Genomic DNA, 25841 nt, shown 5'->3' on the forward strand with positions numbered 1-25841 from the left:
AAGAACGATCGTTCTACTGTTCGCAACATGAACGATATGACCAACAATGAAACCCGCGAGATTATCCTGGACGTCACCGAAAAGTTGATCTACCGGCATGGCATTGCAGCCACCGGCATGGATCTGCTGGTGAAAACCGCCGGTGTCTCCAGGAAGAGTATCTACCGCTACTTTGCCAATAAGGACGAACTGGTGATCGCCGCCCTGCAGCGGCGCGACGCGCGTTGGCTGCTGTGGCTGCGCAGCGAGGTCGAGCAATACGCCGGCAGCGGCGCCCGTTTGCTCGGCGTGTTCAGCGCCCTCAAGGCCTGGTTCGGCTCTGCGGACTTTCGCGGTTGCGCCTTTATCAATACCAGCGGCGAGACCGGCAACCCGCAAGACCCGGTTCGCTTACTGGCCAAGGCGCACAAACAGAAACTGTTCGAGTACCTGCTTGAACTGTGCAAGGCCCATGGCACGCCGGCCCCGGAGAAGCAGGCCGCGCAACTGCTGATCCTGGTCGATGGCGCCATTACCATCGCCCTGATCATGGGCGATGTCACCGCCGCTGATAATGCGCAATGCATGGCGCAGGACTTATTGGCACTTTGAAAGTTGTCTGGGTTTAACAACTAACGATCCAAAGGAGCAGTCAAATGACCGCCAATGTACACGTGCGTCCGCCCTTACCGCCCTTTACCGAGCAATCGGCCATTGAAAAGATCCGTCTCGCCGAAGACGGCTGGAACTCCCGCGATCCGCAGCGCGTGTCGCTGGCCTACACCCTGGACACAAGGTGGCGCAATCGCGCCGAGTTCGCCCATAACCGCGAGCAGGCCAAGGATTTTCTCACCCGCAAATGGGCCAGGGAACTGGACTACCGCTTGATCAAGGAGCTATGGGCGTTTACCGGCAACCGCATCGCGGTGCGTTATGCCTATGAATGGCACGACGATTCCGGTAACTGGTTCCGCTCCTACGGCAACGAGAATTGGGAGTTTGACCAGGACGGCCTGATGTCCAATCGGCATGCGTGCATCAATGACATGCCGATCAAGGAAAGCGAACGCAAATTCCACTGGCCCCTGGGACGGCGCCCGGATGATCATCCGGGGCTGTCCGAACTGGGGCTGTAGGAGCCGGTCAATCCTGCTTCAAGCCCACCTGATACAACACGCCATCATCCTCATCCGTGAGTACGTACAGGAAGCCATCCGGGCCCTGGCGTACATCGCGGATGCGCGCCTTCAACTCGCCCAGCAGGCGCTCTTCGTGGACCACCTTGTCGCCGTCGAACTGCAGGCGGATCAGCTCCTGGCTGGCCAGGGCGCCGATAAACAGGTTGTGCTGCCAGGCCTTGAAGCGGTCGGCGTCGTAGAACGCCATGCCGCTGATGGCCGGTGACTTTTCCCACACATGATGGGGCCCGACCGTGCCTTCGGCAGTCTTGCCCTTGGCCTCGGGAATCGGCAGCAAGGAATAGTTGATGCCATGGGTCGCCAAGGGCCAGCCGTAGTTCTTGCCACGTTCGATGATATTGATCTCATCACCGCCGCGTGGGCCATGTTCGTTTTCCCAAAGAGTGCCGGTCCACGGGTTCAGCGCAGCGCCCTGGGGGTTGCGCTGGCCATAGGACCAGATTTCCGGCCGCGCTCCTGGCTGGCCGACAAACGGGTTGTCATCCGGTATGCGGCCGTCGGGGTAGATCCGCACTACCTTGCCCTGCAACTTGTCCAGGTCCTGGGCCGTCGGGCGATCATTGTTCTCGCCCAGGGTCACAAACAGGTAGCCATCGCGATCAAACACCAGGCGCGATCCAAAATGGTTGCCGGTGGAGAGCTTGGGCTCCTGGCGCAGGATCACCTGGAAGTCCTTGAGGCCGCTCAGGTCGTCGCTCAAGCGGCCACGCCCTACCGCCGTGCCGGCCGTACCGCCCTTGCCACCCCCTTCGGCGTAGGACAGGTAGACCAAGCGGTCCTCCTTGAAATCCGGTGACAACACCACATCCAGCAAACCGCCCTGCCCCTTGGCCCAGACTTGCGGCACGCCACTCAGCGGCGCGGACAATTTGCCATCACTGCCCACAAAACGCAGCGCGCCCGGCCGTTCGGTGACCAAAAAGCCCTGTTTGTCGGGTAAAAACGCCACCGCCCATGGGTGGTCCAGGCCTTTGACAATCGGGGTCGCGGTGATGCTGCCTTGCTCGCTGGGGAACTGCCGGGTCTCGGCGGCCAACGCGGGCAACGCGCTTGCCAGGGCGCTGGCGCAGCAGGTCGCTAAAAGAGTTGTGCGTAGAAACATACCGTGGGGTTCCTTGCGTTCAGGGCCGGCGATTGCCATTGGCATCTTGCGTCGGGGCTGAAGGTTGGGTGGCGGGACGTGCAGGTGCTGCATCACGTTGCGGATAGCGGTTGCCGATACCGCCATTTTCCAGGGTCGGCGGCCGAGGCACCGGCGCGGTGTAGGTACCGCGGGTGGCGGGCGTATTGGGCTGGGTGCCCTGCATGCTGTTGGGATTGGCCCGTTTGATCGGGCTGTTATACGGGTTGTTGTTGCCGGGCAGGTTCTGCGCCTGCACCCCGCCACTCAAGGCAAGGCCCAGGGCCAGCACTACAAGGCTGCGCGTACGGCTGTTCATGACAAAACCTCTGTAGGGTGAGGAATACCTGCATTCGATAACACGCTACGCCCTGGGTTCGGATTTGGTAACCAAATACTTTCCATGCAGGTGTAACACGGCTTTTCGAATGCCCCTACGCCAACCGGCAGCGGCTCAGCAAGAAGATAGGGCAGAAACTGGGGACCCAGCCGCCTGAGTAGCCCCTGCCAGTGGCAAGGGGCCTTACTCTCAGATCAATATGAAAATCACTGCCAAACCAGCAAAAATCGCCCACTTCTCCAGGTAATACCGGGTGCGGTTACGCTTTTTCAGCTCCTTGCCGCGCAGGCGGATCTTGTACAGGCGGGTAAAGGCGCGGTTCAAGCCGCCGGTCTTGTCCCCGGCATCATTGGGCGAGCCGGCGGCGGCCATTACATTGCGGCTGAACCAGCGATTGAACGCCGCAGCCCAACGGTATTTCATCGGTCGCTCAATATCGCAGAACAAGATGATGCGGTTTTGCTGGGTGGTGTTTTCGGCGTAGTGAATGTAAGTCTCGTCAAACATCACCGCCTCGCCGTCGCGCCAGTAATAGTTTTCACCGTCCACGTTGATATAGCAGCCTGGATCGTTGGGTGTATCCAACCCCAGGTGGTAACGGTAGGAGCCAGCATAAGGATCGCGATGGCGCACCAATTTCGAGCCTGGAGGCAGTTCGGCAAACATCGCGGCCTTGATCGAACCGATGCTTTGCACAAGCTCCGTAGTACGCGGGCACAGCTTCATGGCCGAGGGATGGCTGTCGCCGTACCACTTGAGGTAGAAACGTTTCCAGCCCGATTTGAAAAACGAGTTGAAACCCACGTCGTTGTATTGGTCCGAGCGCTTGATCTCACCGGCGCGCATCAGGTTCTGGCCCTCCTCGCGAATCTCCTGCCAGTGCTCCTGGAGCGGGCTCAGGTCGGGGAAATCGCTGGGCGAGAGATACGGGCGGCCGGGCAGTTTGGAGAATAGGTAAAGGAAGCAATTGACCGGGGCGAGGAAGGTCGAGTGGTCGCTTAATTGACGGCCCAGCTTATGTCGCACCCGGCCACGCAGATGGACATACGCGATGGAGACAACGTAGAGAGCAACAATGATGAGTTTCACGGGAATTCGTCACATGTCAGAAGAGTACAGGCTGCTCCTCCAGGCCGGGCCAGGGAGGGAAAATGCAGCACCTGAAATCACAATTCGTTAACAGCCCACGAGTGCCTTGGAGACAGTTCGGATAGTGGCCAATGGCAGTTATTTTAGCCATAGATTGTAACCAAAGGTTAACTAAGAATTGTGAAAAGGTGTCTTCCAACTGTATAGCCGCGCCACCTCGGACGCGGGGTGGCGGGTCTTGCGGGCTGCGACGCAGCCCGGCAAAGGAGCGGCGTGACTCAGCCCAGTGGCTGGTCATCCTTGCGTTCGCGCTTGGTAAAGCGGTCGTCGTCCAGGGGCGAATAGGCCACTGGCTTGCCGCGTGCCAGCACCAGATGGCGAACCAGCGCGATCAATATCCCCAGCAGCAAACCGCCCACCAGGCTCAACGCAACCACCAGGATTTTCTTCGGCTTGACCGGGCTCAGGGGCTCCTGGGCGCGCCGGTCAATGGTCACCAGTTTCAAGGCGCTCATATCGATATTCAGGCTGCGCAGGCGCGCCACTTCAGCGCGCAAGGGCTCGACATCCTGCAGGAAAATATCTTCATTGCCCCGACGCTTCATCACCTCGACCTGGCGATTGACCTCCAGCAACTGCAGTTCCTTGCCGATTTCGGCGACGCGGTTGTTGGTGAAGTCATCACTGGTACGCTGCTGCAGGGCCGTGCGCTCGGCTTCCAGGGCGTCGGTGCCGAGGAAGTACAGGGGAATCTGCTGGTTGTTGACCTCGGTGCGCATCACCTGGCTTGTGCCACTACGCCCGGCATCGGCCATGGACGACGGCGTGGTCGGGTTCTTGATGCCCATGGACTTGGCAATCGAGATGGCCTCGTTCAACTCTGCCAGGCGGTTGGAACGCTGCATTTTCATCTGTAGGCGCAGGGCGCTGAGTTCGTCTTCAAGCTGTGCGCGCTTGAGCTTGTCGCCTTCCAGCAGCTTGGCGATCTTCGATTCCTTGTCGGTTTCATAATTGGCGCGCGCCGCGTCAATCTTGCCCTTGAGCTCGGTAAGGCGGTTGTTGACGATCACCTTGAGATCGGCGCCCACTTGCTCGCGCTCGGCTGCAATGGCGTAGTCGACAAAACCGTTGAGAATCGCGACCCCGTCTATATCCGTGGGGTATTGCAGCTCAAGACGGATATAGCTACTGAGGGAATCTGCTTTCTTCGGGTCGGGCAGGATCAGCTTGATCGAGTTGCGGTTGAACGCTTCGAAACTCTGCTCAAGGCTGCGGCCCGGCTCCTGAAACGCCTGGAACAACGCCGGGTTGGCTTTGAAGAAGCTCAGTCGCGCGTCGTACGAATCCAACTGCGCGCCCACTTTGGCCAGCGCGTCCGCCGGTGGCAACTTGTAGACCTCGGAACGATTGAGTGCGTCCAATTCATTGATAGCTGCCGGCCTCAGCACGCTGCTGACCTGGTACTCACGGGGAGCGAGCAGCGCGTAGCCAACACCAAGCAGGCCGGCAAAGAAGGTACAGCCGATGACCAGTTTCTTCTGCCGCCAAATCGAGTGAAACAGCTCAAATAAATCAATTTCGTCAGACACCACGGGGGCGTGCACCTGGGGAGTTCTATTCAAAATGGGGACACCCTTCAAAAAGTGGACGCTGGCTGTCCACTACACGATAGATCTGAATAACCAACTGAAAATGCAGGGACAACGCCCTGTATATGGCTCGTACGACACGAGACAACGGTCATCCGACCATTTAGTCACTGAAAAAATCCCTATCGCATGGAGTTTGTTTTCCTTCACAAAAATCAATGTCATCCATGACATTGATCAGCGTAGACGACATATCGAGCAGCATCGTTCTTACGATATGTCAAAATCGCTGCTTGCAAGGGGGAGAACTCAACTACTTGGCTTTTTTAAGACATTTCTTGCAGAAAGCTCCATGCCAGTTTTTAAAAAAATTGGCTGGTAGACAAACCGCCCTGCCCGGCCCATCAATAAAAGGAGCTTTTGATGCCATCACCCCTATCGAGCCCAACGCAACTGGATAGACAGGCCCTGCAAGGCACCTGGGAACAAATTGCCCTGGAAGACAGTGGTGTCATTAATCCACCGGACGAGCACAGTGCGCCAGGTGCGCTGACCACGATTGACGGTGATCGATTCCGGGTCGAGACCGTCGACGGCAACGTACTGCTAGAGGGGTGTTTTAGCCTGGACGCCAGCACCACGCCCAAAAGCATCACTTGGATAGATTCCATAGGGGCCGACGCCGGCAAATGCCTGCCGGCCAGCTACACCTTGGATGACAGGCACTTCGTGTTCATCGCAGCGGATGAAGGCATGCCCCGGCCAACGCGTTTCAGTACGACGCCAGGGCAAACCATGCGCACCTTTGTGCGCAGGTCTTGAGCAGGCAGGTTTTTGCGACAGGATTTTCACAAAGTGTTCACCTTTGACGCGTTAGGTTAAACCCAACTCCTCAGATGAATCCCTTGGCCCGCCGCCCCAGCGGGCCTTTTTTTGCCTTCAGGCCGAGCGTTTTACCGCAGTCAGCGTGTAGCACATGGGCAATTGCGCGGCCTGGTTTTCGTAGCGGTCGTACAGTTCTTCGCGATTGGAGTGCGGGTATTCCTGCAAATGACTGATCTGCAGCCCTGCCGCGATGGCCGCGCTGACAGTCTCCCCCAGGGTATGCACAAACCAGTAGGACGTGGCGGCGGCACTTTTGCTGGTGCCTTCATAGACGATTGCCTCGTTCTGCACAAAAGGCTCGCGGCGAAAGTAGGAGGTGGCCGGCAGCATCGGGTTGGCCGCTTCGGGGTCGAACACTTCCAGGAATGGATGGGTCTCGTAGATCACCAGCGTGCCCCCCTCTTTCAGGGTGCTGGCAACATGCCGCATAAACAGCCCGATATCTGGCATCCAACCCAGCACGCCGATGGTGATCAGGGCTATATCAAACCGCCCCAACACACGCTCGGGTAAATGATGAACATCGGCTTCGATAAATTCAGGTGCATGCGGCGAGCGGCTCGCCAGTTCCGCCGCCTGCGCCAGAAACGCATCGGACTGGTCGACCCCGACCACACTGCGGGCACCAAGCCCATACAGCGACAGGCTCTCACGGCCGTTGTTGCAGCCCAGTTGCACGGCGTCCCGACCCTGTATGCCCACCTGCAACAACACTGAGGTCAGGGTGGGATCCAGGCAGCTGAAGTCGGGCTCGCCGACGCCGGCGAGCAGGCCTTGCCAGTGCTCGGTGGTTTTATGGTGTTCGGCAGATTCGTTCCAGGCGGCCTTGTTACTGGCGATCGCCTGTTGAGCAGACAGCGTGTCCATTGCGTCTCCAAACCATTGAGCGTGCGCAACAGGATGGCAATGAGCGCCGTCAAAAAAGAAGGTGGTTCGCCCCGCACCGACAGCCTCGCCATCCTTGAACCGGTAAAGAGCCATCACTGCAGGGCGAACGGTGGAAACTTAATCCACGGCCATTGGATGTTCAACTGTTATCAACCACAAACCTGACAATCGATACAATTTCGATACAACTCGATGAATTTTGTAGAGTTTCCCGCCAGAACAGACCCGCGCCGCACTTCTTGGCGCCGGACAAGCCTGCCTGTCATATAACTCGCGCCTCACATATGCGACAATGCGCGCCAAATTCCAACATGCACCCCATATTTTCTGCTCGGCGACTGGGCTTCACGCCTTGATGTCGCTGTTGACGCATGCCCGTTGGCCCGGGCTCCGAATGGGTCCCAGCCCAAATAAGCGCACCCCAAGCTATTGATAGGTAAAGTAATTGATCTCCACAGCTAACATCACCATGCAGTTCGGCGCCAAGCCGCTGTTTGAGAACGTCTCGGTCAAGTTCGGCGCCGGTAACCGTTATGGTTTGATCGGTGCCAACGGTTGCGGCAAGTCGACCTTCATGAAAATCCTCGGTGGCGACCTCGACCCGTCCGGCGGCCAGGTCATGCTGGAACCGAACGTGCGCCTGGGTAAACTGCGCCAGGATCAGTTCGCCTACGAAGAATTCAACGTGATCGACACCGTGATCATGGGTCACGAAGAGCTGTGGAAGGTCAAGGCCGAGCGCGATCGCATCTACTCGCTGCCGGAAATGAGCGAAGAGGACGGCATGGCGGTGGCCGAGTTGGAAACCGAGTTCGCCGAAATGGACGGCTACACCGCCGAATCCCGTGCCGGTGAACTGCTGCTGGGCCTGGGTATCGGCATCGAGCAGCACTTCGGCCCGATGAGCGAAGTGTCCCCAGGCTGGAAGCTGCGCGTACTGCTGGCCCAGGCGCTGTTCTCGGATCCGGAAGTGCTGCTGCTCGACGAACCGACGAACCACCTGGACATCAACACCATCCGCTGGCTGGAAAACGTCCTGACCCAGCGTAACAGCCTGATGATCATCATCTCTCACGACCGTCACTTCCTGAACAGTGTGTGCACGCACATGGCTGACCTGGACTACGGCGAGCTGCGCCTGTTCCCGGGCAACTACGATGAGTACATGACCGTGGCCACCCAGTCCCGCGAGCAATTGCTGTCGGACAACGCCAAGAAGAAAGCGCAGATCTCCGAACTGCAATCGTTCGTCAGCCGTTTCTCGGCCAACGCGTCGAAAGCCAAGCAGGCCACTTCCCGCGCCAAGGCAATCGACAAGATCCAACTGGCCGAGGTCAAGCCTTCGAGCCGTGTGAGCCCGTTCATCCGCTTCGAGCAGACCAAGAAGCTGCATCGCCAGGCGGTCATCGTCGAGCGCATGGCCAAGGGCTTTGACGGCAAGACCCTGTTCAAGGACTTCAGCTTCCAGGTTGAAGCGGGCGAGCGCGTGGCGATCATCGGCCCGAACGGTATCGGCAAGACCACCCTGCTGCGCACCCTGGTCAACGAACTGACCCCGGACGCCGGCAGCGTGAAGTGGACCGACGCGGCTGAGCTGGGTTACTACGCCCAGGACCATGCCCACGACTTCGAAGACGACGTCACCTTGTTCGACTGGATGGGCCAGTGGGCCCAGGGCGAACAAGTGATCCGCGGCACCCTCGGCCGCATGCTGTTCTCCAACGACGAGATCCTCAAGTCGGTCAAGGTCATCTCCGGTGGTGAGCAAGGTCGCATGCTGTTCGGCAAGCTGATCCTGCAAAAGCCCAACGTGCTGGTCATGGATGAACCGACCAACCACTTGGACATGGAATCCATCGAGGCGCTGAACCTGGCGCTGGAGAACTACCCGGGCACGCTGATCTTCGTCAGCCACGACCGTGAGTTCGTATCGTCCCTGGCCACCCGTATCATCGAGCTGAGCCCAAGCGGCGTGATCGACTTCAGCGGCACCTATGACGACTACCTGCGTAGCCAGGGCGTGGTGTTTTAAGGGCAGCCAATAGCGGCTGGCTACACGCTGCAAGTAAAAGCCCCGTCAGCAGTGACGGGGCTTTTTGCATTTCCAGGCTCGACCAACGGAGCGTCAAGCCAATGATTGTTAGCCTGCTTCCTTTTCTCCCCAGCCCTTGCCATGATGGGTTCACCGCCCTGCCGCGAATGAGCCTCCATGCCTGCCGCCCCCAGCTCCCTGTCGATCACCCTGCAGATCGTCTCCATCGTCTTCTATACCTTTATCGCGTTTATCTGCATCGGCCTGCCGATTGCGGTGATTCCCGGCTACGTCCATGAACAACTGGGCTTCAGTGCGGTAGTGGCGGGCATCACCATCGGTTCGCAGTACCTGGCCACCCTCCTCAGCCGGCCCATGGCCGGGCGCATGTCGGACAACGTCGGCACCAAGCGCGCGATTGTGCTCGGCTTGAGCGGCATCCTGCTCAGCGGCGTCTTGACCCTGCTCGCCACTGCGCTGCAAAGCCTGCCCAATCTAAGCCTGGGAATTCTGATTGTCGGCCGCGTGCTGCTGGGCGTGGCCCAGGGCCTGATCGGTGTCGGCACTATCAGTTGGTGCATGGGCCAGGTCGGCGCCGAACACACCGCCCGCTCGATCTCCTGGAACGGCATCGCGTCCTACGGCGCCATCGCCATTGGTGCGCCGCTGGGTGTGGTGATGGTTGCGCAATATGGCTACAACAGCCTCGGTATCGCGCTGGCGGTGCTGGCCGGGCTGGGCCTGGTGCTGATCCGCAAAAAGCCCTCGGTGCCGGTGGTGCGCGGCGAGCGCCTGCCGTTCTGGGCGGTGTTCGGGCGGATTGCACCGTTTGGCGCCAGCCTGTGCCTGGCATCCATTGGCTACGGCACCCTGACCACCTTCATTACCCTGTTCTACCTGAGCCGCGGCTGGACCGGCGCCGCCTGGTGCCTGACGGTGTTTGGCATCTGCTTTATCCTCTCGCGCCTGCTGTTTATCTCCAGCATCAACCGCTTTGGCGGGTTTCGCGCAGCGATTGCCTGCATGACCCTGGAAACCCTCGGCCTGGCCCTGCTATGGCTCGCACCCTCTCCCGCCATCGCCCTGGTCGGCGCCGGCCTCACCGGCTTTGGCCTGTCCCTGGTGTACCCGGCGTTGGGTGTCGAAGCCATCAAACAGGTGCCCAACAGCAGCCGGGGCGCGGGTCTGAGTGCCTATGCGGTGTTTTTTGACCTGGCGCTGGCGATTGCCGGGCCGTTGATGGGCGCGGTGGCGTTGAACCTGGGCTACTCGTGGATTTTCTTTGGCGCGGCGCTACTGTCCGTCACAGGCCTGGGCCTGACCCTGCTGCTGATGCGCCGGGCCTATTGATCGGCGGTCTGTAGGCCGGCCCGCGAGTGCTGGCCAAGGGTGCGCCCGAAAAAACGCCCGGCCTCGGAAATCAGGTCACGGTGAATGCCCTCGCGGTCCACCCCATCGGCATCCGTACACAGCGCCGGCATCAGCGCCAACTGCTCATCATCGCAAGGAGCCATGAAGATAAAGTGCCCGGCCCCGGCCAACAGCTTGAAATCCGGCGGCTGCGGCAGCTTGCGCGCCAGGGCGGCGGCGTTTTTATCCACGGCCACCAGCTTGTCACCGTCGCCGCTATACAGCAGCACCGGCACATGCACGTCGCCCAGGGTGTGCCGACCAAACATCAGGCTCAGCGGGGCCATGAGCATCAACGCATGGATCCGGGAGTCGGCCTGGGGTTGCAGGTCATCGCGGTCGACCACCAGCTCGCCCTTGGTCGTGCAAGCGTCACGGTCTTCGGGGCGTTCCATGCAATAGCGGCGCAAACGCTCGAAATCCGGCTTGGCCCCGGCCAGGATCAGCGCCGTCTCGCCGCCCGCCGAATAGCCGATCACGCCCACCTGGTCGACATTGACGAACGGCGACAGCATTGGGTCGCCCAAGGTGGCGCTAATCGCTGCCGAAATCTGGATCGGGCGGCCATACAGGTTGCTCAAGGTGCCCAGGCGGCTGTGGTCCTTGTAGTTGTCGCCAGGATGCAGCACCGCCACCACCACAAACCCCTTGCGCGCCAGCGACGTCGCCAAATCGTGCAAGGCCAGGGGTGTGCCGGTGTTGCCATGGGACAACATCAGCAGCGGGAAACGGCCAATGGCGACCTTGGCATCCTCGGTGGCGGCGACGCGATAGGCGCCCACCTGGCTGATATGTTCGCGGCCGGTGGACGGATAAAAGGCGATGGCTTTCATCGGCTGCGAATCCAGCGGGTCGAGAAAGCTCATGCGGTGATAGCCCACGCTCCAATGGGGGTGCGGGGCCACGGCGGCGTGCACTGGAACGAGGCCGCCGAACAGGGAAACCAGCAAGACTGCACAAAGACGCATCATGGGGATGTCCACCTGTGCTGCGTGACGCCTGCGAGTGGGCGGTATGGCCCTGTGTTGCATAACCTGCGCCAGATTCGCCCACCCAAAACAAAAAACTCCGTAATCCGCTGGTTTTCAGGTCAGCAGAATACAGAGTTTAGGCGCCTCGAATCAGATTGATAGCGAGCCGCGGTGAAATCTCCTACGCAGCGACGAACAGTTGCTCGCTGATCTGCGCATTGGCGTCGTTCAGCGCCTTGCTGCGTGCTTCGTCACCATAGGCCAGGCCGTGGGCACGTACGAACTCAACGTCGGTAATGCCGAAGAAGCCCAGCAGCACCTTCAAGTAATCCTCGTGCGCCACACCGGTCGGCTGGCCCACGTGCAGGCCACCGGCGGTGGAGACCACGATGACTTTCTTGTTGCCGCACAGGCCTTGCGGGCCGGCTTCGGTGTAGCGGAACGTCTGGCCAGCAACAGCAATGCGGTCGATCCAGGCCTTGAGTTGGGTGGGGATGGTGAAGTTGTACATCGGCGCGGCGATGACCACCGCGTCGGCCGCCAGGAACTCGGCCAGGGTCGAGGCGCTCAGGTCGGCTTCGTGCTTCTGCACCGCATCACGCAGTTCGGCAGCGGTGCCCAGGGCGCCCAGGGTGATCCCGGAAAAATGGTTGATCCCTTCGCTGGCCAAGTCGCGGTAGGTAACTTCCACACCCGGCTCGGCCGCTTGCCAGGCCTTGACCACTTCGCGGCTCAACTGACGGGATACCGAGTTGTCGCCGAGGATGCTGGAATCGATATGCAAGAGTTTCATGTGGGATCTCCAAGTGAGGACCGCCACCGGGCGATCTGATGGAGAGAATCCTACAGATCAATCCAATAGCCGATTAGCCGGTTAAAATGCGATAGTTCGTCCCACTGACAGGACAATAGGCCCAACATGCAAGACCTCAATGACCTCTACTATTTCGCCAAGGTGGTGGAAGCCGGTGGCTTCGCGGCCGCTGGCCGGCTGCTGGGGATCCCCAAGTCGCGGCTGTCACGGCGCATTGCCGAACTGGAGGAACGCCTCGGCGCCCGCCTGTTGCAGCGCACCACCCGGCAACTGACCCTGACCGCCGTCGGCGAACGCTACCTGGGGCATTGCCAGGCGATGCTGCTGGAAGCGGAAATGGCCGACGAAGCCGTGGCCAACATGTCCAGCGAGCCCCGTGGCCGCCTGCGCGTCAGTTGCCCGGTGGGCCTGGCCCACGAAATCCTGCCGACGGTGGTGGCGCAATTTCTCGCAGCCCACCCGCTGGTGCAATTGGAGATGATGCTGATCAATCGCCGCGTCGACCTGGTAGCCGAGGGCGTGGACGTGGCCCTGCGCGTGCGCGAACTGGGGGACGAAGACCCGCTGCTGGTGACCCGCCGCCTGCGTCAGGCGCAGACGGCCATGGTCGCCAGCCCCGAGTTTGTGCGTGGCCATCAGATCAACACCCCAGCCGACCTCAAGCACCTGCCGGTATTGGGCGCCCTGGAAGCCGACCGCATGGTCCACCTGCGCATGCTCGACCCTGCCGGCAATGCCACCGACCTGGCCATGGAGGCACGCCTGGGCATCGACGACTTCCTGGTGCGCAAGGCCAGCGCCCTCGCCGGCCTGGGTTTCACCGTGCTGCCGATGATGTACTGCGAGCAGGAGTTGGAAACCGGCCAGCTGGTGCAATTGCTACCCGAATGGTCACTGCCTGGCGGCTGGCTGCAAGCGGTGTACCCGCACCGACGCGGCGTATCCCCAGCGGTGCGCGCCTGGATCGACTTTTTGGCCCACGCCTTCAACAATTGCGGAGATCGCCTGCTATGAACACCCGGATCATGACCGAAGACGACGTCGCCCAGTTCTGCCTGGGCCTGCCCGGTGCGCGCGAGGATTACAAATGGGGTGGAGTGCGGGTGTTCTCGATTGCCGGCAACAAGATGTTCGCGTTGCAGAACCTGCGGGGTGACTCCCTGGCGTTCAAGGTCGACAAGGAGCTGTTCCTCGGCCACGTGGACCGCCCGGGCATCCACCCGGCGCCGTACCTGGCACGCGCGCAGTGGATCATCATGCAACTGCCCTACCCGCTGGGCGGCGAGGAGTTGCGCGGTTTGCTGCAGCGCTCCCACCAGTTGGTGGTGAGCAAACTGCCCAAGCGTACGCAGATCGGCCTGAGGCTGGACGAGTAAGCCAGTCCAGGTCGTCTTGCACACAACTTGATCATCGAGACATGCACATACCCCTGTGGGAGCGCAGCTTCGCTCCCAAGCCCCACACAGCTAGAAGACCGCCAGCAGCGTGCCACCCAGAAACAATTGATCGATCCAGAACACCTGGTGCAGCACCACGATCAACCAGAACACCACCTGATACGACACCTTGCGCGTCTTGTGGCGAAACACCTGCTGTGCCACCAACGCACCGGGCCAGCCACCGGCCAGCTCCATCGCGTGCAGGATCTTTTCCGGGGTGCGCCAGCTGTCGCTCTGGGCCTTGCGCTTGTCGCTCCAGTACAAGCAAAACGTCACCACACTGACCAGCCCATAGGCCGCCAGCGGGATCAGCGACACCCCGCGATACGCCAGCAGTGCCGCGCCAAACAACGGCACGGCACACAACAGCACAAACACCAGGGCCTTGAAGCGCGGATGCTGGATGGTCATCACGCCTTGGCCGCCGCCCAGTCAATCCAGCCGAACTGCCAGGTGGCCAGGATCAGCAAGCCGAACGCAATGCGGTACCAGGCAAACACTGCGTAGCTGTGGCTGGCGATGAACTTGAGCAGACCGCGCACCGCAATCATCGCGAAGATGAACGAGACCACAAAGCCGAGGGCGAACACCGGCAGGTCCGCAGGCTGGAACAGCTCACGGTACTTGTAGCCCGAATACACCGCCGCGCCGACCATGGTTGGCATTGCCAGGAAGAACGAGAACTCGGTCGCCGTCTTGCGCGACAGGCCGAACAGCAGGCCACCGATGATGGTCGAACCGGAACGCGACGTGCCCGGAATCATCGCCAGGCACTGGGCAAAGCCGACTTTCAAGGCGTCTTTCCAGGTGATGTCATCGACGGTTTCGGCATGGATGACATGCTCGCGGCGCTCGGCCCACAACATGATCACCCCACCGATCACCAGCGCAGTGGCCACGGTGATCGGGTTGAACAAGTATTCGTGGATCAGGTCGGCAAAAATCACCCCCAGCACCACCGCCGGCAGGAAGGCGATCAGCAGGTTGATGGTAAAGCGCTGGGCGTTGCGCTGGGTCGGCAGGCCGGTCACCACGTCAAGGATCTTGCGCCGGAACTCCCAGACCACCGCCAGGATGGCGCCCAGTTGAATGATGATGTTGAACGCCATGGCGCGTTCGCCACCGAAGTCGAGCAAATCGGCGACGATAATCTGGTGCCCGGTACTGGAGATCGGCAAGAACTCCGTCAGCCCTTCGACAATGCCAAGTATCAGTGCCTGAAAGGCGGTCCAAAGATCCATTATTCCCCCAAAAGGTCATGCGACGGCATGCCTCGTTGATATTTTCTAGGTGTTCACTAACGATGAGCACGCTGCAAGGCCGCGCGCAGGATCAAGGCTGAACTGCAAAAATTCTGTGAAAAATCAGGCAGCACTCAGGTTTTTTGATTCCGGGCCGAAAGCCTATCAGACAAGCCCGGATTTCGCTTCGCGTTATCACTGGCTGATCAACGCAGCACCGAAAATTATAAGAACGCGGAGTGACAAGACTATGAATAGTTTGCGCAATATGTCGATCAGCCGGCGCCTCTGGATGATCCTGATAGTCGCCGTGTTGATGTTGCTGACCCTGGGTTTGCTGATGCTCAAGCAGATCCACGACGACCTCTACCAGGCCAAGAGCCAGCAGACCCAGCATGTGGTACAGACCGCCAGCGGGATTCTGAATTTTTATCACAGCCTCGAAACCACCGGCGTACTGACCCGCGAAGCCGCGCAGAAGCAAGCCCTGAGCGTGGTGCGCGGGCTGCGCTATGACCAGGATGACTATTTCTGGATCAATGACCTGACGCCGGTGATGATCATGCACCCGGCCAACCCCAAGCTTGACGGCCAGAACCTCTCGGCCATCCGTGATCCGGACGGCTTTGCGGTGTTCAACGAATTCGTCACCCTGGCCAAGGCCAAGGGCGCCGGCATGGTCGATTACCGTTGGCCGAAACCTGGCGCGGCTGAGCCCGTGGCCAAGACCTCTTATATCCAGTTGTTCGAACCCTGGGGCTGGATCATCGGCTCCGGCGTCTATGTAGATGATGTGCAGGCACAGTTCCGTGGCCAGGTGTGGGAAGCCTCGCTGATCGGCCTGGGCATTGCGCTGATCATGGCCCTGCTGGTGGTGCTGATTGCCCGCAGCATCGTGCGCCCGCTGCAAGAAGCGGTGCATGCCATGGCCAACATCGCCAGCGGTGAAAGCGACCTGACCCGCAGCCTCGACACCCATGGCCAGGACGAGGTCACGCAACTGTCGCGGCACTTCAACACCTTCACTGCCAAGCTGCGCCAGGTGGTCAGCCAGTTGCAGGTGTGCGCCAATGCCCTGGGCCAGTCGTCCGCCGAACTGGGCAGCAACGCCAGCCAGGCCCATGACCGCAGCCAGCAGCAGTCCCAGCAGATGGAGTTGGTGGCCACCGCTATTAACGAAGTGACCTACGGCGTGCAGGACGTGGCCAAGAATGCCGAACACGCCGCCAGCGAAATGCGCGATGCCCAGACCCAGGCCGAACAGGGCCAGGTCAATATCGACGGCAGCCTGCAACAGATCGACGCGCTGTCCGGCACCATCAGCCAGGCGGTGGAAGTGATCCGCACCCTGTCCACCGAAAGCACGCAGATTGGCGGGGTGCTGGAGGTGATTCGCTCGATTGCCGACCAGACCAACCTGCTGGCCCTCAACGCCGCCATCGAAGCCGCCCGCGCTGGCGAACAGGGCCGTGGTTTTGCCGTGGTTGCCGATGAGGTGCGCCTGCTGGCCCAGCGTACGCAAAAGTCCACCGCCGAAATCCAGAGCATGATCGAACGCCTGCAAGGGCATTCCGAAGCGGCAGTCAAGGTGATCAGCGACAGCCACCAGGCCTCGCAATTGACCATCGAACAAGCCGGCCAGGCGGGCGCCAGCCTGAATGCCATCGGCCAGGCCCTGCGCAACCTCAACGGCCTCAACGCCTCGATTGCCAGCGCAACCCTGCAACAGGCCCATGTGGTGGAAGACATCAACCAGAACGTGACCCAGGCTGCCGGCCTGTCCCACAGCACTGCGCTGGCAGCCCAGCAGTCGAGTGTGGCCAGCGTGCACCTGAAGGACTTGAGCGAAGAGCTCAACGGCCTGCTGCGCCAGTTCAAGGTCTAACGCCCACTGTGTAGGGGCTGGCTTGCCAGCGCCTACAGGGGTTCTGCATTTGCCTGGGAGGTTGGGTACAATCGCCCTCCTCTTCGACTCTTCCAAGGAATCCCATGTCCGGGCTTGAACTGTTTGCCGCCGCGCTGGGGGTGATTGCCGTCTGGCTGACGGTCAAGCAGAACCCATGGTGCTGGCCGATCGGCCTGGTCATGGTGCTGCTGTACACCTGGGTGTTCTTCGAAGTGAAGCTGTATTCGGACATGCTGCTGCAAGTGGTCTACGCCGGCCTGCAAGTCTACGGTTGGTGGCAGTGGACCCGCGCCGGCGAGGTCAAGCAAGGGCGCCAGGTCACCCGTCTTGGCGGCCAGGCCATCCTCCTGAGCCTGACCATTGGCGCCGTGGGCAGCCTGCTGCTGGGCGCCGCCATGGCCCACTGGACCGATGCCGCGCAACCGTGGCTGGATGCCGCCCTGACCGGTTTCAGCCTGGTGGCGCAGATGTGGATGGCGCAAAAACGCGTGCAATGCTGGGCGCTGTGGATTGTGGTCGATGTGATTTTTGTCGGCCTGTTTGTCTACAAAGGGCTGTACCTGACAGCCGCGCTCTACGCCTTGTTCACCGTGATTGCCGTGCAAGGCTGGCGCGAATGGCGCGCCGACCCGGCGTTGCGCACATGAAGGTGCTGGTGATGGCAGGCCCCGAGTCCAGCGGTAAGAGCTGGCTGGCCGAGCAGCTGCAAGCGCATTTCGGCGCGGTGCTGGTGGGCGAATATGTGCGCTATTTCATCGACCATTACCAGCGTGACACGACCCTGGCCGACATCCCGGACATCGCCCGTGGCCAACTGGCCTGGGAAGATGCCGGCCGCGCCCGGCAGCCGCAACTGTTGATCCTCGACACCCACTTGCTGACCAACAAGCTCTGGAGCCTGACCCTGTTTGGCGATGCCCCGGCATGGCTCGATGAGGCGCTGCTGGCCCGCCACTACGACCTGCACCTGCTGCTGTCGCCCGAAGGCATTGGCTGGACCGCCGATGGCCAGCGCTGCCAGCCAGACCTGGCAGACCGCCAGGCCTTCTTCCAGGCCAGCCGCGACTGGCTGGAGCAGCATCACCAGCCCTTCAAGGTGATTGGCGGGGATTGGCAGGCGCGGCATGACCAGGCCTTTGCCGCCGTGACGCGCCTGCTCGCCGACTAAATCCCCTACTCGTGGATCACCTGCCGTTGATACTGCGGATCAGCCTTGATCTGCTGCTCGGTAAACGGCAACGGGCTGAGTTTTTTCGCGGAAAACGCCTGGGTCTGGTCCTTGAAGTGAGGCGACGCCGGATCGCTGGACAGCGAGAACGCCAACACGCCTTCGGCCTTGGGCCCCTGGTCGTCGAAAGTGACGATCTGCAAGTAACTACTGCCGCTGACCACCTCGCGCTTGCCATCTGCCCTCGGCACGCTTTGCATGGCGTTGTAGATGCCCAGCTCCTGCGGCCCACCATGCATCGGCGTGCTGCCCGAGACCTGGATATCGCCCCAGCGCGCGCCCTCCTGCAAGCCCGACTCGCTCACTTGGGCGATTGACGCCAGCATCGCCTCACGCAATGCCTTGGTCACCTGCGGCTGTTCGATGAGCAAGCCGCGTGGGGTGGTTTGCGCGTGATCCGGGTCGAACGCAACGCGCCACACATCCGGCACTTGCTGCATGTGCTCCATGACCTGGATGAAATGCACCAGGCCCAGGCCGCTGTCGAGGTTGGCTTTCTGGTCCCAGTCCTTGAGGCGGGTGCACAGGGGTTTCAGGGTTTCATCCGTCTGTTGCGCGCAGAACTTGAGCAAATCCGGTATCACCTGGCCGGCCAGGTACACCTGGTTGTCCAGCACCATATGTTGCAGGTCAGCGATGGTGATCGGCTGTTTGCCCAGGTCCTGCAAGCGCTGCAAGGCAAAACGCGAACGGGCGCCCAGGGCTATGTGATCCTGGCTGATCACCGGCGAGAAGCCGGCCAGCGGCGCCTTGGGGTTGGCCATCCAGGCCGAATCATTGGAGTGTTGTACGTAATCCCGGCGTTCCAGCTGCGGCAGTTGATCAGCGGCGAAGATCCCCGGCTGCGCCGCGCGCGGGTCGATATCCCAGGCGCAGGCACTGTGGGCACCGTCGAGCATGATCATCTGCAGGCCTGCACGCGGGTCGCTGCATTGCTCGAGTTTTTTTGCACTGACGTTCGGCACCACCGACAGGTTCATGTACAGGCTCTGCCCCTGATCGTCCGCTGCCAGGGTGTTGACCCAGGGAATGCCTTGCAGGCGGTGTACCGAGGCTTGCAAGTCCTTGAGGCTGCGGGCCTGGTTCATCGCGTACCACTGTTGCAGTACGCGGTCATTACCCAGGTTGGCATCACGCAGGCTGAAAGCGTATTGCCCGTTCCAGTCGAGCTTGCCCGGCCATTGCACCACCGGCCCGAACTGCGAACTGTAGACCGTCTGGGTGTGGGGCTCGGCGCCCTTGACCTGCACGGTCACCTGGGTTTTCTGCAGGGGGATCGACTTGCCGTCAAGCAAGTAGCGGGTCGGGTCCTTCGGGTCCAGGGTCAGGCGATACAGGGTGAAATGTTTGGATGTGTCCACCGTATGGGTCCAGGCCACATGCTGGTTGAAGCCGATATTGACCACCGGCAGGCCCGGCAAGGCGGCGCCCATTACATCCAACTGGCCAGGGATGGTCAGGTGCATCTGATAAAAGCGCATGCCGCCGATCCATGGGAAATGCGGATTGGCCAATAACATGCCGCGTCCATTGAACGAGCGCTCGCTGCCCACCGCCACGGCGTTGCTGCCGCGATCCAGGGCAAAGCGCTGCTGCTTCAAGGTGGCGACCTCAAACGCTCGCGCATTGCCCTGCACCGCCACGCCTGGCTGGGGCGGTGTCGCCCCCGCCAAGGCCTCGGCAAATTGCCCCACCCCACCTTCCACCAACAACCTGCGGGTCAGCTTGACCAGGTCATTGGTAGTGATTGGCCGCACCCAGGCGCCCTGGCACTGCATCGGCCGGTCCTTTGTCCCGCGTTCTTGCAGGTAACGGTTGTACCCCGCCACATAACCTGCAAGACGCTGCTGCATCTGCGGGGTCTGAGCCTTCCAGAATGCCGTCACTGCTTCGGGCGTATTGAGCCAAGTAAAGAACACATCGCTGGTCAGGTTGTTGCGCTCTTCCAGGGTCGCCTGCTCGGCACCGAAGTAGCGAGCGCGCTGGCCATTGACCGTCACCACTTCGTTGGCCAACAGGCACAGGTTGTCCTGCGCGTAGGCATAGCCGATGCCATACCCCAGGCCTCGCTCATCGTTGGCGCGGATATGCGGGATACCAAACCCGGTGCGGCGGATATCGGCGTTCAGCGCACCCGCCTGCACGTCGCTCACCTGGCGGGCCGTCGCACACAGGCTCACCCCCAGCAACACACCCGCCACGCAAACCCTGGACAACCCGTTGGAAATAATCACGCAGACCCCATCATCAAGCCAAATTGAACGCCCAAGGCGGGGCCGACTCGCCAATGCCAGCCCATGGATAGAGACGTAGAAATCCGCAGAAATTTAGGCCGCGCGCAGCTTATTTACCGGCGCCAGGAATGTGACAGACGTGATACTGACAAAATTTATACAGGTTGGACTTCATGATTTGCGCGGCTCATACGTCTTATTAACTAAGAGCACCATCATTTTCCTGATCAGGCTCTGATAAGGAGTTTTTGCATGTACAACCCGCAACTGCCCACGGACGGACATTTTATGGCACACGACGCCGCTTTCGGCGCGGATACCCAAGCCTTCGCCAAGGCAACCGAGCATCAAGGCAACCAACGCATCCGGCATCTGCTCAAGTGTTTTGGGTTGCGCACCAGCCTGATCCGGCTGAAAGTCATCGACGCCCTGCTCACGGCAGCCGACAACGGCCGCTCGCTGGGGGTACGGGGCGTGCACAGCCATTTGCTGGAACTGGGCATCCCGTTATCGTTTCTCAGTGTGCGCGAGGTGCTCAAGCGCCTGTGCAGCGAGGGCTTGATCACCCTCAACAGCGATAAAAGCTACAGCCTCCATGAAGAGGCTGTGAAGGTCCTGGATTCCGGTGCCTGACTTACAGGTTGGGCTTGACCTTGCGGCGCATGATGCCGTTGATCACCACCACAATCACTGCCACGGCAATGGCGATGTACTGGAACGTCTTCTCACTGATGGCGCCGATGTTCTGCAAATAGGACAGGCCAAACATCGTGCCGAGGACGACCAGGGAAATTAGAATCGAGTAAATCAAGCGTTGCTTCTGGGTCATGACGGGTTCCTGAAACCTGAAAGTTGTATCCACTGTTTATCGCAAGCCATGCCAAGGGCATACCCTATTTCGGGGATGACTCAGGGTGGGCGTGAATTCATGTTACAGGCGATCAGCCACTTTGGCTTGTCTTGCACCCGATCACCTGCCAGTTATCTCTGTTGACAATTCACCGTGGGATAAATCGGACCAGCTTCGCCACTTAGCCTGGGAAAACTGAAGGCCTGAATGCTTTCAGAAGTGTCGTCCCACACAGGTGAACCGCGATGCCCCCAATTGCAGTAATACCTTTCACTCCAGGTTTTGCGACAAACGGAATATCCCCTTCCCCCAGGGCGCTCCAGGCAGCGGTTGAGCCATCAACCGTCGTGCACAACACGCCACCTACCCAGGCAGAAACCCGCAGCCCCGACCTGAAGCGGGCCCTTGGGGACCAGCGTAACTGGCAATCCCTGACGCAGCTTCTTGACCAGGCGGCCCAAGGCCTGGCACCCGAAGCCGACGCGCAAGCCGTGGCGTCAGCGTTGGCCGGGGTGACGTTTACCCCTGACGTCGACTCTTCGTATGTTCAGCAACAACCTTCCCGGGATACAACCACCGTCGACCTTGAACGGTTCTTGATAAAGAGCGAGGTCAGACTGCCGCGTACCCGAACCGAATTGTTGGACCTGGCTAAAGCTATGGCAATTCAGGCGTTGCAGCCGCCATACGGCAATTACGGTGGTGGACTGTCCTGGCCTTTACCCCTGAGCGTTTCGCAACAGCAGTCTGTCCTCACGCTCTTCACGACCAACTCGGCAGGCTTATCAGACCTCCCCTTGATAGACCATCGCGCCGGGCCGCTGGGTTATCTTGCCGACGCCGTGCCGTTGTCCGGGGCCGAACTCCAGGACCCCGGCCAGGCGCTGGAAAAACTTATCCAGTCACCCCGCGGGCAAGCGCTGGGGCAGGCAATCCAAACTCATCTTAACGGTGTCCAGACACCAAGCAGCACCCGCGACTACGTGTTGACAGCAATCAACCTGGGGCTCGATTCAGAATCCATCAGCCACCCCCAGAGAAATACAGTCGCAGGCTTTGACCTCGCCCAGGAGCAACATTGGGGCAAGTCGCCCTCCTCTATTGTCAACGCCCTGCGCAACCATCTGGTCACGACCGGCAAGGCCACCATGGCGACCGCTCAACTGGGAGCGCATCTGTTGCTGGCGCGTCTTGCACCTCAGTTCCTGGTCAAGGATATCCCTGACAAAGTGACCTATGGCAGCCAGTCCTGGGCCAGCTTTCACCTGGCGGTGGCAAAGATAGAAGCCAGCACACCAGGCGTTACGCCACAGATGAGTTACGCCCAGGTCATGAGCGTCGCCGATGCCAGCGATGCATCTGTTTACGATGCAACCCAAACGGCTGTGTTAATTGACTGGGCGGTTGCCAACGGCGTTCTCGATAAAAAAGATGACAGCCTTTACAGCAGCGCTGAAATCGAACGCGCCCGCAGCGACTTCAACCAGCAACTGGATGAGCGGGCAACTGCTTCGAGCCAGCTGCGCACGCCCATACCCGACCTGAAGCAAATCGCGCTGGCCAAGCTTGAGCAACAATTTGGCAAAGGCATTCCCTTCGAAGAAAAATGTATCAAGGCTGATTATTACTTTCGCAGCGCCAAGATTCATCAGGGCACCTACTCGATGCTGGACATCGCGATGATGGACCATCACGACGTTCCCAAATGGAAAACGACGGACAGTCGCATCCCGATCGACAGCCTTAACGCGCGCGAGAAAGTCAACGTATTCGACAGTTTCAAAACAGCATTCGACGACACTATCAGCGTACAAAAACAAGGCATTAAAACCGCGATAAAACACATGATTGCCCAGTTACCGTTAGCCGATCGTAAAAACCTTGAGTCGGGGGAGATCCACTTCTATCAAGAAAGGACGTATACCATCGCGACGGATTTTTTTTCGCCGCCCGCCCTCACTTCAAAAAGCAAAAAAATGCTGATCAAAGTCGGACGCGATAACCCTCCAATCGTGTATGAAGTTGATCTGGCAAAAGGTGCTATCGCCCGGGGAAAACTGTCGCTGACAGAGTTCCGTAACGCCAACAGGCTCCATAGAACAGAGGAGTTCAACATCGGCGATGCCGAACGCCCAGCGCGGCTGGACGCAACTCCCGGCAGTGCGTTGCCGCCACAGAGTTTTTCCAGCGTCAGGACGCAGGATATCGCTGATGCGTTTGTCGAGGCCTTTGACCTGGATAACGCAGACGTGCTCAAACAGGCGCGGGGGGTCACCACCTTTGACGAGGAGCAAGCCTCGCGAGACAAGGTCAATGAATTGCTGTTGAACCTGATTCCGCTGAGATCGGCCATTGTCAACTTTCAACAGGGCAACTACGCCGACGGCGTGATGGATTTGGGGCTGGACCTGCTGGGTTTTCTGACCGCAGGCGCGGCAACGTCTGCCAGGGCAGGGAAAGTGGTATCGACGGCAACGTCCAGCACGGCCAAGGCACTGGGACTGGCAAGAGCGATTGGCGTCAGCGCTATCGAGGCCCTGAACCCTCTGAGCGGCGTAGGAGACTTACTGATGGGCACAGCGCGACTCGCCAAAACGGGCGCCAAGGGAGCAGCCCATAAGATACAAGCGCTGCGGGGCAGCGCAGACAGCTATGACTTGGTGGCCGCCAGCCAAAAATACGACGCTGCAGCAACAGGCACATTCAAGTACGCCGACCAATCCGGCGACACGCTCGCGGTGCAGCAACAGGGCAAATGGTACGCCTACGATGAAGGTACCCAACAGGCCTATGGCAGCCCTCTTGAAGATTTCACCCCCTTGAACACGTTGATGCCAGTCAATCGTGATTGGCTCACCCTGCATCATCCACACTCTCGGCGCTACAACCCGCTGCAACGAATCTGGCGCAAGGTCTACCCAGCGGCCCCACCACCGCCGCCAAAAGCACTACCCAGCGGGGATTACGCACTTAGCATGAAGGGAAAATGGCAGGGTGAGCACTTCTCAAGCCAAAATGCGTTAGTCGATACCGCGTTGAAATTTGAGAGCGATATGCATGCCTACTTCAACTCGGCAAATGCAGGCAACATCCCACCACGGCCTGCGATTCCATCTATCCCCACCCCCGTTCCAGCATCAGAAGTAATCACCAAAGGATTACAGGCATCCGATGGCCTGGTGTTTGGAGAGAACCATGGAGAAAGGGCCAGCTTCCAACTCCTCTACGACAACATGGATTTATTCGTTCGGCAAAAAGTAAAAAGGGTCTATATCGAAGGCGTGGCGGATTACCCTTCAGGCATCAGGGACGACGGTATCGGCTGGCTTGGGGACACAAACCAGAAACGCACCCAACCGAACTTTGAAGAACTCAAACGCAAATTCGAAGAAAATGGCATAGAGGTACTTCCTCTGGACCATGTCTATTTAACACAACGATATAACCCAACACTCTCCACAAAAGAATACAGCGTTGCTGATGCCAAGGAGCGGCTCGAACGATTCAACTATTACGCCGCACAAACCATCAAGGCAACCAGCGGCGGTGAGAAGTGGATCGCCTTGGTCGGCCGGTTCCATACAAATACCCAGTTGGGGGTGCCCGGCATGGCTGAATTGACTGGAGGCCTGAGCATCGGCATTTTTCCAAAAAAAATGACCGGTCCCAGCGATGGATTGACCAATACGTTTGTTGTGCCACCGGGCCACGTACCGGGTCCGACGACTCCGATGGGAGACCTGACAATCTCGTTTCAGGTCAGGCACCCCCAGCCTTGATCAGCATATAGATATGAAACACAGGTCCTACGCCGGACCTGTATTTCAGATGATTCTACCCGCGCATTACTTGTCCTTGAACTCTGGAGTGCGCTTGGCCACGAACGCGGCCATGCCTTCCTTCTGATCCTGAGTGGCAAAGGCTGCGTGGAACACCCGGCGCTCAAAACGCACACCTTCCGAAAGGCTGACTTCAAAAGCGCGGTTCACGCTTTCCTTGACCATCATGCTGATCGGTACCGATTTGCTGGCGATCAGCGCCGCAACCTTGAGCGCCTCGTCCAGCAGTTCGTCCGCCGGCACAATCCGCGCGACGATGCCGCAACGCTCGGCCTCCACCGCATCGATAAAACGCCCGGTCAGGCACATTTCCATGGCCTTGGCCTTGCCCACCGCACGGGTCAGGCGCTGGGTGCCGCCCATGCCCGGCAGGACGCCGAGGTTGACTTCCGGCTGGCCGAACTTGGCCGTATCGCCGGCCAGGATAAAGTCGCACATCAACGCCAGTTCGCAGCCGCCACCCAGGGCAAAACCGTTGACCGCCGCGATGATCGGCTTGCGGCGGTTGGCCACACGGTCGCTGTCGCTGAACAGGTCGTCGAGGTAGATCTGCGGGTAGGTCAGCTCGGCCATTTCCTTGATATCGGCGCCAGCGGCAAAGGCTTTCTTGGAGCCGGTCAACACGATGCAGCCGATCTCGGGATTGGCTTCCAGGCTGTCCAGGGCCTGGTTCACTTCGCTGACCAATTGCGCGTTCAAGGCATTCAGCGCTTGCGGGCGATTGAGGGTAATCAGCCCGACACGGCCTTGAACGTCGAGCAAAATGGTTTCATAACTCATTGATCCGT

The 25841-nt window shown here is 59.9% G+C and carries 25 protein-coding genes; 13 read left to right on the forward strand and 12 right to left on the reverse strand.

Going from position 1 to position 25841, the window contains the following annotated elements; genetic code table 11:
- The first annotated feature begins 27 nt into the window (after positions 1 to 27).
- A complete protein-coding gene (locus HBO19_RS09635) occupies positions 28 to 591 on the forward strand; it encodes a TetR/AcrR family transcriptional regulator (RefSeq protein ID WP_170057394.1) in 564 nt (187 codons plus the stop codon).
- A gap of 44 nt (positions 592 to 635) precedes the next feature.
- Positions 636 to 1115 (forward strand): nuclear transport factor 2 family protein, encoded by a 480-nt coding sequence (locus HBO19_RS09640; RefSeq protein WP_170057395.1) that lies wholly within the window; start codon positions 636 to 638, stop codon positions 1113 to 1115.
- Positions 1116 to 1122: 7 nt separating this feature from the next.
- Here the strand turns inward: HBO19_RS09640 and HBO19_RS09645 are convergent, their stop codons facing one another.
- The 4 genes from HBO19_RS09645 to HBO19_RS09660 all read right to left on the reverse strand — a co-directional run bounded on the left by HBO19_RS09645 (position 1123) and on the right by HBO19_RS09660 (position 5349).
- The gene (locus tag HBO19_RS09645) at positions 1123 to 2280 is read right to left on the reverse strand and encodes a PQQ-dependent sugar dehydrogenase (protein WP_170057396.1); all 1158 of its coding nucleotides are present in this window, start codon (positions 2278 to 2280) and stop codon (positions 1123 to 1125) included.
- A 19-nt stretch (positions 2281 to 2299) separates the two neighbouring features.
- Entirely contained in the window at positions 2300 to 2617 is a 318-nt protein-coding gene (locus HBO19_RS09650) for a hypothetical protein (RefSeq protein WP_070996253.1), read from the reverse strand.
- 210 nt (positions 2618 to 2827) lie between these two features.
- Positions 2828 to 3727, reverse strand: coding sequence for a lipid A hydroxylase LpxO (lpxO, locus tag HBO19_RS09655; protein ID WP_170041487.1), 900 nt, complete (start codon positions 3725 to 3727; stop codon positions 2828 to 2830).
- A gap of 278 nt (positions 3728 to 4005) precedes the next feature.
- On the reverse strand, positions 4006 to 5349 hold the full coding sequence (locus HBO19_RS09660; RefSeq protein WP_169957307.1) for a Wzz/FepE/Etk N-terminal domain-containing protein: 1344 nt from the start codon (positions 5347 to 5349) through the stop codon (positions 4006 to 4008).
- A gap of 390 nt (positions 5350 to 5739) precedes the next feature.
- On the opposite strand from HBO19_RS09660, the gene HBO19_RS09665 reads away from it, so the two are divergent.
- Positions 5740 to 6138, forward strand: coding sequence for a TIGR03067 domain-containing protein (locus tag HBO19_RS09665; RefSeq protein ID WP_170057397.1), 399 nt, complete (start codon positions 5740 to 5742; stop codon positions 6136 to 6138).
- A 117-nt stretch (positions 6139 to 6255) separates the two neighbouring features.
- On the opposite strand, the gene HBO19_RS09670 is transcribed toward HBO19_RS09665, so the two are convergent.
- A complete protein-coding gene (locus HBO19_RS09670; RefSeq protein ID WP_169957310.1) occupies positions 6256 to 7068 on the reverse strand; it encodes a class I SAM-dependent methyltransferase in 813 nt (270 codons plus the stop codon).
- Between the two features lie 39 nt (positions 7069 to 7107).
- On the opposite strand from HBO19_RS09670, the gene HBO19_RS09675 reads away from it, so the two are divergent.
- From HBO19_RS09675 to HBO19_RS09685, 3 genes are all read left to right on the forward strand, one after another.
- On the forward strand, positions 7108 to 7254 hold the full coding sequence (locus HBO19_RS09675; protein WP_170057398.1) for a hypothetical protein: 147 nt from the start codon (positions 7108 to 7110) through the stop codon (positions 7252 to 7254).
- A 280-nt stretch (positions 7255 to 7534) separates the two neighbouring features.
- Entirely contained in the window at positions 7535 to 9121 is a 1587-nt protein-coding gene (locus tag HBO19_RS09680) for an ABC-F family ATPase (protein ID WP_082445592.1), read from the forward strand.
- A 177-nt stretch (positions 9122 to 9298) separates the two neighbouring features.
- Entirely contained in the window at positions 9299 to 10471 is a 1173-nt protein-coding gene (locus HBO19_RS09685; protein WP_170041489.1) for an MFS transporter, read from the forward strand.
- On the opposite strand, the gene HBO19_RS09690 is transcribed toward HBO19_RS09685, so the two are convergent.
- The gene (locus HBO19_RS09690; RefSeq protein ID WP_169952457.1) at positions 10465 to 11502 is read right to left on the reverse strand and encodes a dienelactone hydrolase; all 1038 of its coding nucleotides are present in this window, start codon (positions 11500 to 11502) and stop codon (positions 10465 to 10467) included. The two genes, HBO19_RS09685 and HBO19_RS09690, sit on opposite strands and share 7 nt — an antisense overlap.
- 181 nt (positions 11503 to 11683) lie before the next feature.
- Positions 11684 to 12295: an FMN-dependent NADH-azoreductase gene (locus tag HBO19_RS09695; RefSeq protein WP_169952460.1), complete on the reverse strand. Its 612-nt coding sequence runs from the start codon at positions 12293 to 12295 to the stop codon at positions 11684 to 11686.
- Between the two features lie 126 nt (positions 12296 to 12421).
- Between HBO19_RS09695 and HBO19_RS09700 the strand changes: the two genes are divergently transcribed.
- Entirely contained in the window at positions 12422 to 13330 is a 909-nt protein-coding gene (locus HBO19_RS09700) for a LysR substrate-binding domain-containing protein (RefSeq protein WP_170041490.1), read from the forward strand.
- 11 nt (positions 13331 to 13341) lie between these two features.
- Positions 13342 to 13692 carry an MmcQ/YjbR family DNA-binding protein gene (locus HBO19_RS09705; protein ID WP_057440098.1) on the forward strand — a complete coding sequence of 117 codons (351 nt, stop codon included), beginning with the start codon at positions 13342 to 13344 and terminating at the stop codon, positions 13690 to 13692.
- Positions 13693 to 13782: 90 nt separating this feature from the next.
- Here HBO19_RS09705 and HBO19_RS09710 read toward each other — a convergent pair whose 3' ends face one another.
- Positions 13783 to 14166, reverse strand: coding sequence for a DUF1294 domain-containing protein (locus HBO19_RS09710; RefSeq protein ID WP_169952859.1), 384 nt, complete (start codon positions 14164 to 14166; stop codon positions 13783 to 13785).
- Complete coding sequence (locus tag HBO19_RS09715) at positions 14166 to 14996, reverse strand: undecaprenyl-diphosphate phosphatase (protein WP_169952464.1); 831 nt, start codon at positions 14994 to 14996, stop codon at positions 14166 to 14168. Before HBO19_RS09715 ends, HBO19_RS09710 begins: the two co-directional genes overlap by 1 nt.
- A gap of 250 nt (positions 14997 to 15246) precedes the next feature.
- Here HBO19_RS09715 and HBO19_RS09720 point away from each other — a divergent pair, with 250 nt between their 5' ends.
- From HBO19_RS09720 to HBO19_RS09730, 3 genes are all read left to right on the forward strand, one after another.
- Positions 15247 to 16881 (forward strand): methyl-accepting chemotaxis protein, encoded by a 1635-nt coding sequence (locus HBO19_RS09720; RefSeq protein ID WP_170041491.1) that lies wholly within the window; start codon positions 15247 to 15249, stop codon positions 16879 to 16881.
- A gap of 104 nt (positions 16882 to 16985) precedes the next feature.
- Positions 16986 to 17549, forward strand: coding sequence for a nicotinamide riboside transporter PnuC (pnuC, locus tag HBO19_RS09725; protein WP_169952469.1), 564 nt, complete (start codon positions 16986 to 16988; stop codon positions 17547 to 17549).
- Positions 17546 to 18070, forward strand: coding sequence for an AAA family ATPase (locus HBO19_RS09730; protein ID WP_170041626.1), 525 nt, complete (start codon positions 17546 to 17548; stop codon positions 18068 to 18070). The genes pnuC and HBO19_RS09730 overlap by 4 nt, the downstream gene beginning before the upstream one ends.
- 5 nt (positions 18071 to 18075) lie before the next feature.
- Here the strand turns inward: HBO19_RS09730 and HBO19_RS09735 are convergent, their stop codons facing one another.
- Positions 18076 to 20364 (reverse strand): acylase, encoded by a 2289-nt coding sequence (locus HBO19_RS09735; protein WP_170057399.1) that lies wholly within the window; start codon positions 20362 to 20364, stop codon positions 18076 to 18078.
- 252 nt (positions 20365 to 20616) lie between these two features.
- On the opposite strand from HBO19_RS09735, the gene HBO19_RS09740 reads away from it, so the two are divergent.
- Positions 20617 to 20997: a fe2+ zn2+ uptake regulation protein gene (locus HBO19_RS09740; protein ID WP_169952473.1), complete on the forward strand. Its 381-nt coding sequence runs from the start codon at positions 20617 to 20619 to the stop codon at positions 20995 to 20997.
- A gap of 1 nt (position 20998) precedes the next feature.
- On the opposite strand, the gene HBO19_RS09745 is transcribed toward HBO19_RS09740, so the two are convergent.
- A complete protein-coding gene (locus tag HBO19_RS09745; RefSeq protein WP_057440092.1) occupies positions 20999 to 21193 on the reverse strand; it encodes a hypothetical protein in 195 nt (64 codons plus the stop codon).
- Positions 21194 to 21459: 266 nt separating this feature from the next.
- Here HBO19_RS09745 and HBO19_RS09750 point away from each other — a divergent pair, with 266 nt between their 5' ends.
- On the forward strand, positions 21460 to 24993 hold the full coding sequence (locus HBO19_RS09750) for a membrane-targeted effector domain-containing toxin (protein WP_170057400.1): 3534 nt from the start codon (positions 21460 to 21462) through the stop codon (positions 24991 to 24993).
- A 66-nt stretch (positions 24994 to 25059) separates the two neighbouring features.
- Here HBO19_RS09750 and HBO19_RS09755 read toward each other — a convergent pair whose 3' ends face one another.
- Entirely contained in the window at positions 25060 to 25833 is a 774-nt protein-coding gene (locus tag HBO19_RS09755; RefSeq protein ID WP_169952477.1) for an enoyl-CoA hydratase, read from the reverse strand.
- Positions 25834 to 25841: the final 8 nt, after the last annotated feature.

The organism is Pseudomonas sp. WS 5021 (genome assembly GCF_012985535.1).
Classification (GTDB): domain Bacteria; phylum Pseudomonadota; class Gammaproteobacteria; order Pseudomonadales; family Pseudomonadaceae; genus Aquipseudomonas.

Excerpts from the sequence above, each read along its gene's own strand:
- HBO19_RS09755 (WP_169952477.1), bottom strand. The coding sequence starts at position 25,833 with ATGAGTTATGAAACCATTTTGCTCGACGTTCAAGGCCGTGTCGGGCTG.
- HBO19_RS09645 (WP_170057396.1), bottom strand. The coding sequence starts at position 2,280 with ATGTTTCTACGCACAACTCTTTTAGCGACCTGCTGCGCCAGCGCCCTG.
- HBO19_RS09745 (WP_057440092.1), bottom strand. The coding sequence starts at position 21,193 with ATGACCCAGAAGCAACGCTTGATTTACTCGATTCTAATTTCCCTGGTC.
- HBO19_RS09650 (WP_070996253.1), bottom strand. The coding sequence starts at position 2,617 with ATGAACAGCCGTACGCGCAGCCTTGTAGTGCTGGCCCTGGGCCTTGCC.
- HBO19_RS09700 (WP_170041490.1), top strand. The coding sequence starts at position 12,422 with ATGCAAGACCTCAATGACCTCTACTATTTCGCCAAGGTGGTGGAAGCC.
- HBO19_RS09740 (WP_169952473.1), top strand. The coding sequence starts at position 20,617 with ATGTACAACCCGCAACTGCCCACGGACGGACATTTTATGGCACACGAC.
- HBO19_RS09635 (WP_170057394.1), top strand. The coding sequence starts at position 28 with ATGAACGATATGACCAACAATGAAACCCGCGAGATTATCCTGGACGTC.
- HBO19_RS09695 (WP_169952460.1), bottom strand. The coding sequence starts at position 12,295 with ATGAAACTCTTGCATATCGATTCCAGCATCCTCGGCGACAACTCGGTA.
- HBO19_RS09640 (WP_170057395.1), top strand. The coding sequence starts at position 636 with ATGACCGCCAATGTACACGTGCGTCCGCCCTTACCGCCCTTTACCGAG.
- HBO19_RS09710 (WP_169952859.1), bottom strand. The coding sequence starts at position 14,166 with ATGACCATCCAGCATCCGCGCTTCAAGGCCCTGGTGTTTGTGCTGTTG.
- HBO19_RS09670 (WP_169957310.1), bottom strand. The coding sequence starts at position 7,068 with ATGGACACGCTGTCTGCTCAACAGGCGATCGCCAGTAACAAGGCCGCC.
- HBO19_RS09705 (WP_057440098.1), top strand. The coding sequence starts at position 13,342 with ATGACCGAAGACGACGTCGCCCAGTTCTGCCTGGGCCTGCCCGGTGCG.
- HBO19_RS09675 (WP_170057398.1), top strand. The coding sequence starts at position 7,108 with ATGAGCGCCGTCAAAAAAGAAGGTGGTTCGCCCCGCACCGACAGCCTC.
- HBO19_RS09715 (WP_169952464.1), bottom strand. The coding sequence starts at position 14,996 with ATGGATCTTTGGACCGCCTTTCAGGCACTGATACTTGGCATTGTCGAA.
- HBO19_RS09750 (WP_170057400.1), top strand. The coding sequence starts at position 21,460 with ATGCCCCCAATTGCAGTAATACCTTTCACTCCAGGTTTTGCGACAAAC.
- HBO19_RS09730 (WP_170041626.1), top strand. The coding sequence starts at position 17,546 with ATGAAGGTGCTGGTGATGGCAGGCCCCGAGTCCAGCGGTAAGAGCTGG.
- HBO19_RS09720 (WP_170041491.1), top strand. The coding sequence starts at position 15,247 with ATGAATAGTTTGCGCAATATGTCGATCAGCCGGCGCCTCTGGATGATC.
- pnuC (WP_169952469.1), top strand. The coding sequence starts at position 16,986 with ATGTCCGGGCTTGAACTGTTTGCCGCCGCGCTGGGGGTGATTGCCGTC.
- HBO19_RS09690 (WP_169952457.1), bottom strand. The coding sequence starts at position 11,502 with ATGATGCGTCTTTGTGCAGTCTTGCTGGTTTCCCTGTTCGGCGGCCTC.
- HBO19_RS09665 (WP_170057397.1), top strand. The coding sequence starts at position 5,740 with ATGCCATCACCCCTATCGAGCCCAACGCAACTGGATAGACAGGCCCTG.
- HBO19_RS09685 (WP_170041489.1), top strand. The coding sequence starts at position 9,299 with ATGCCTGCCGCCCCCAGCTCCCTGTCGATCACCCTGCAGATCGTCTCC.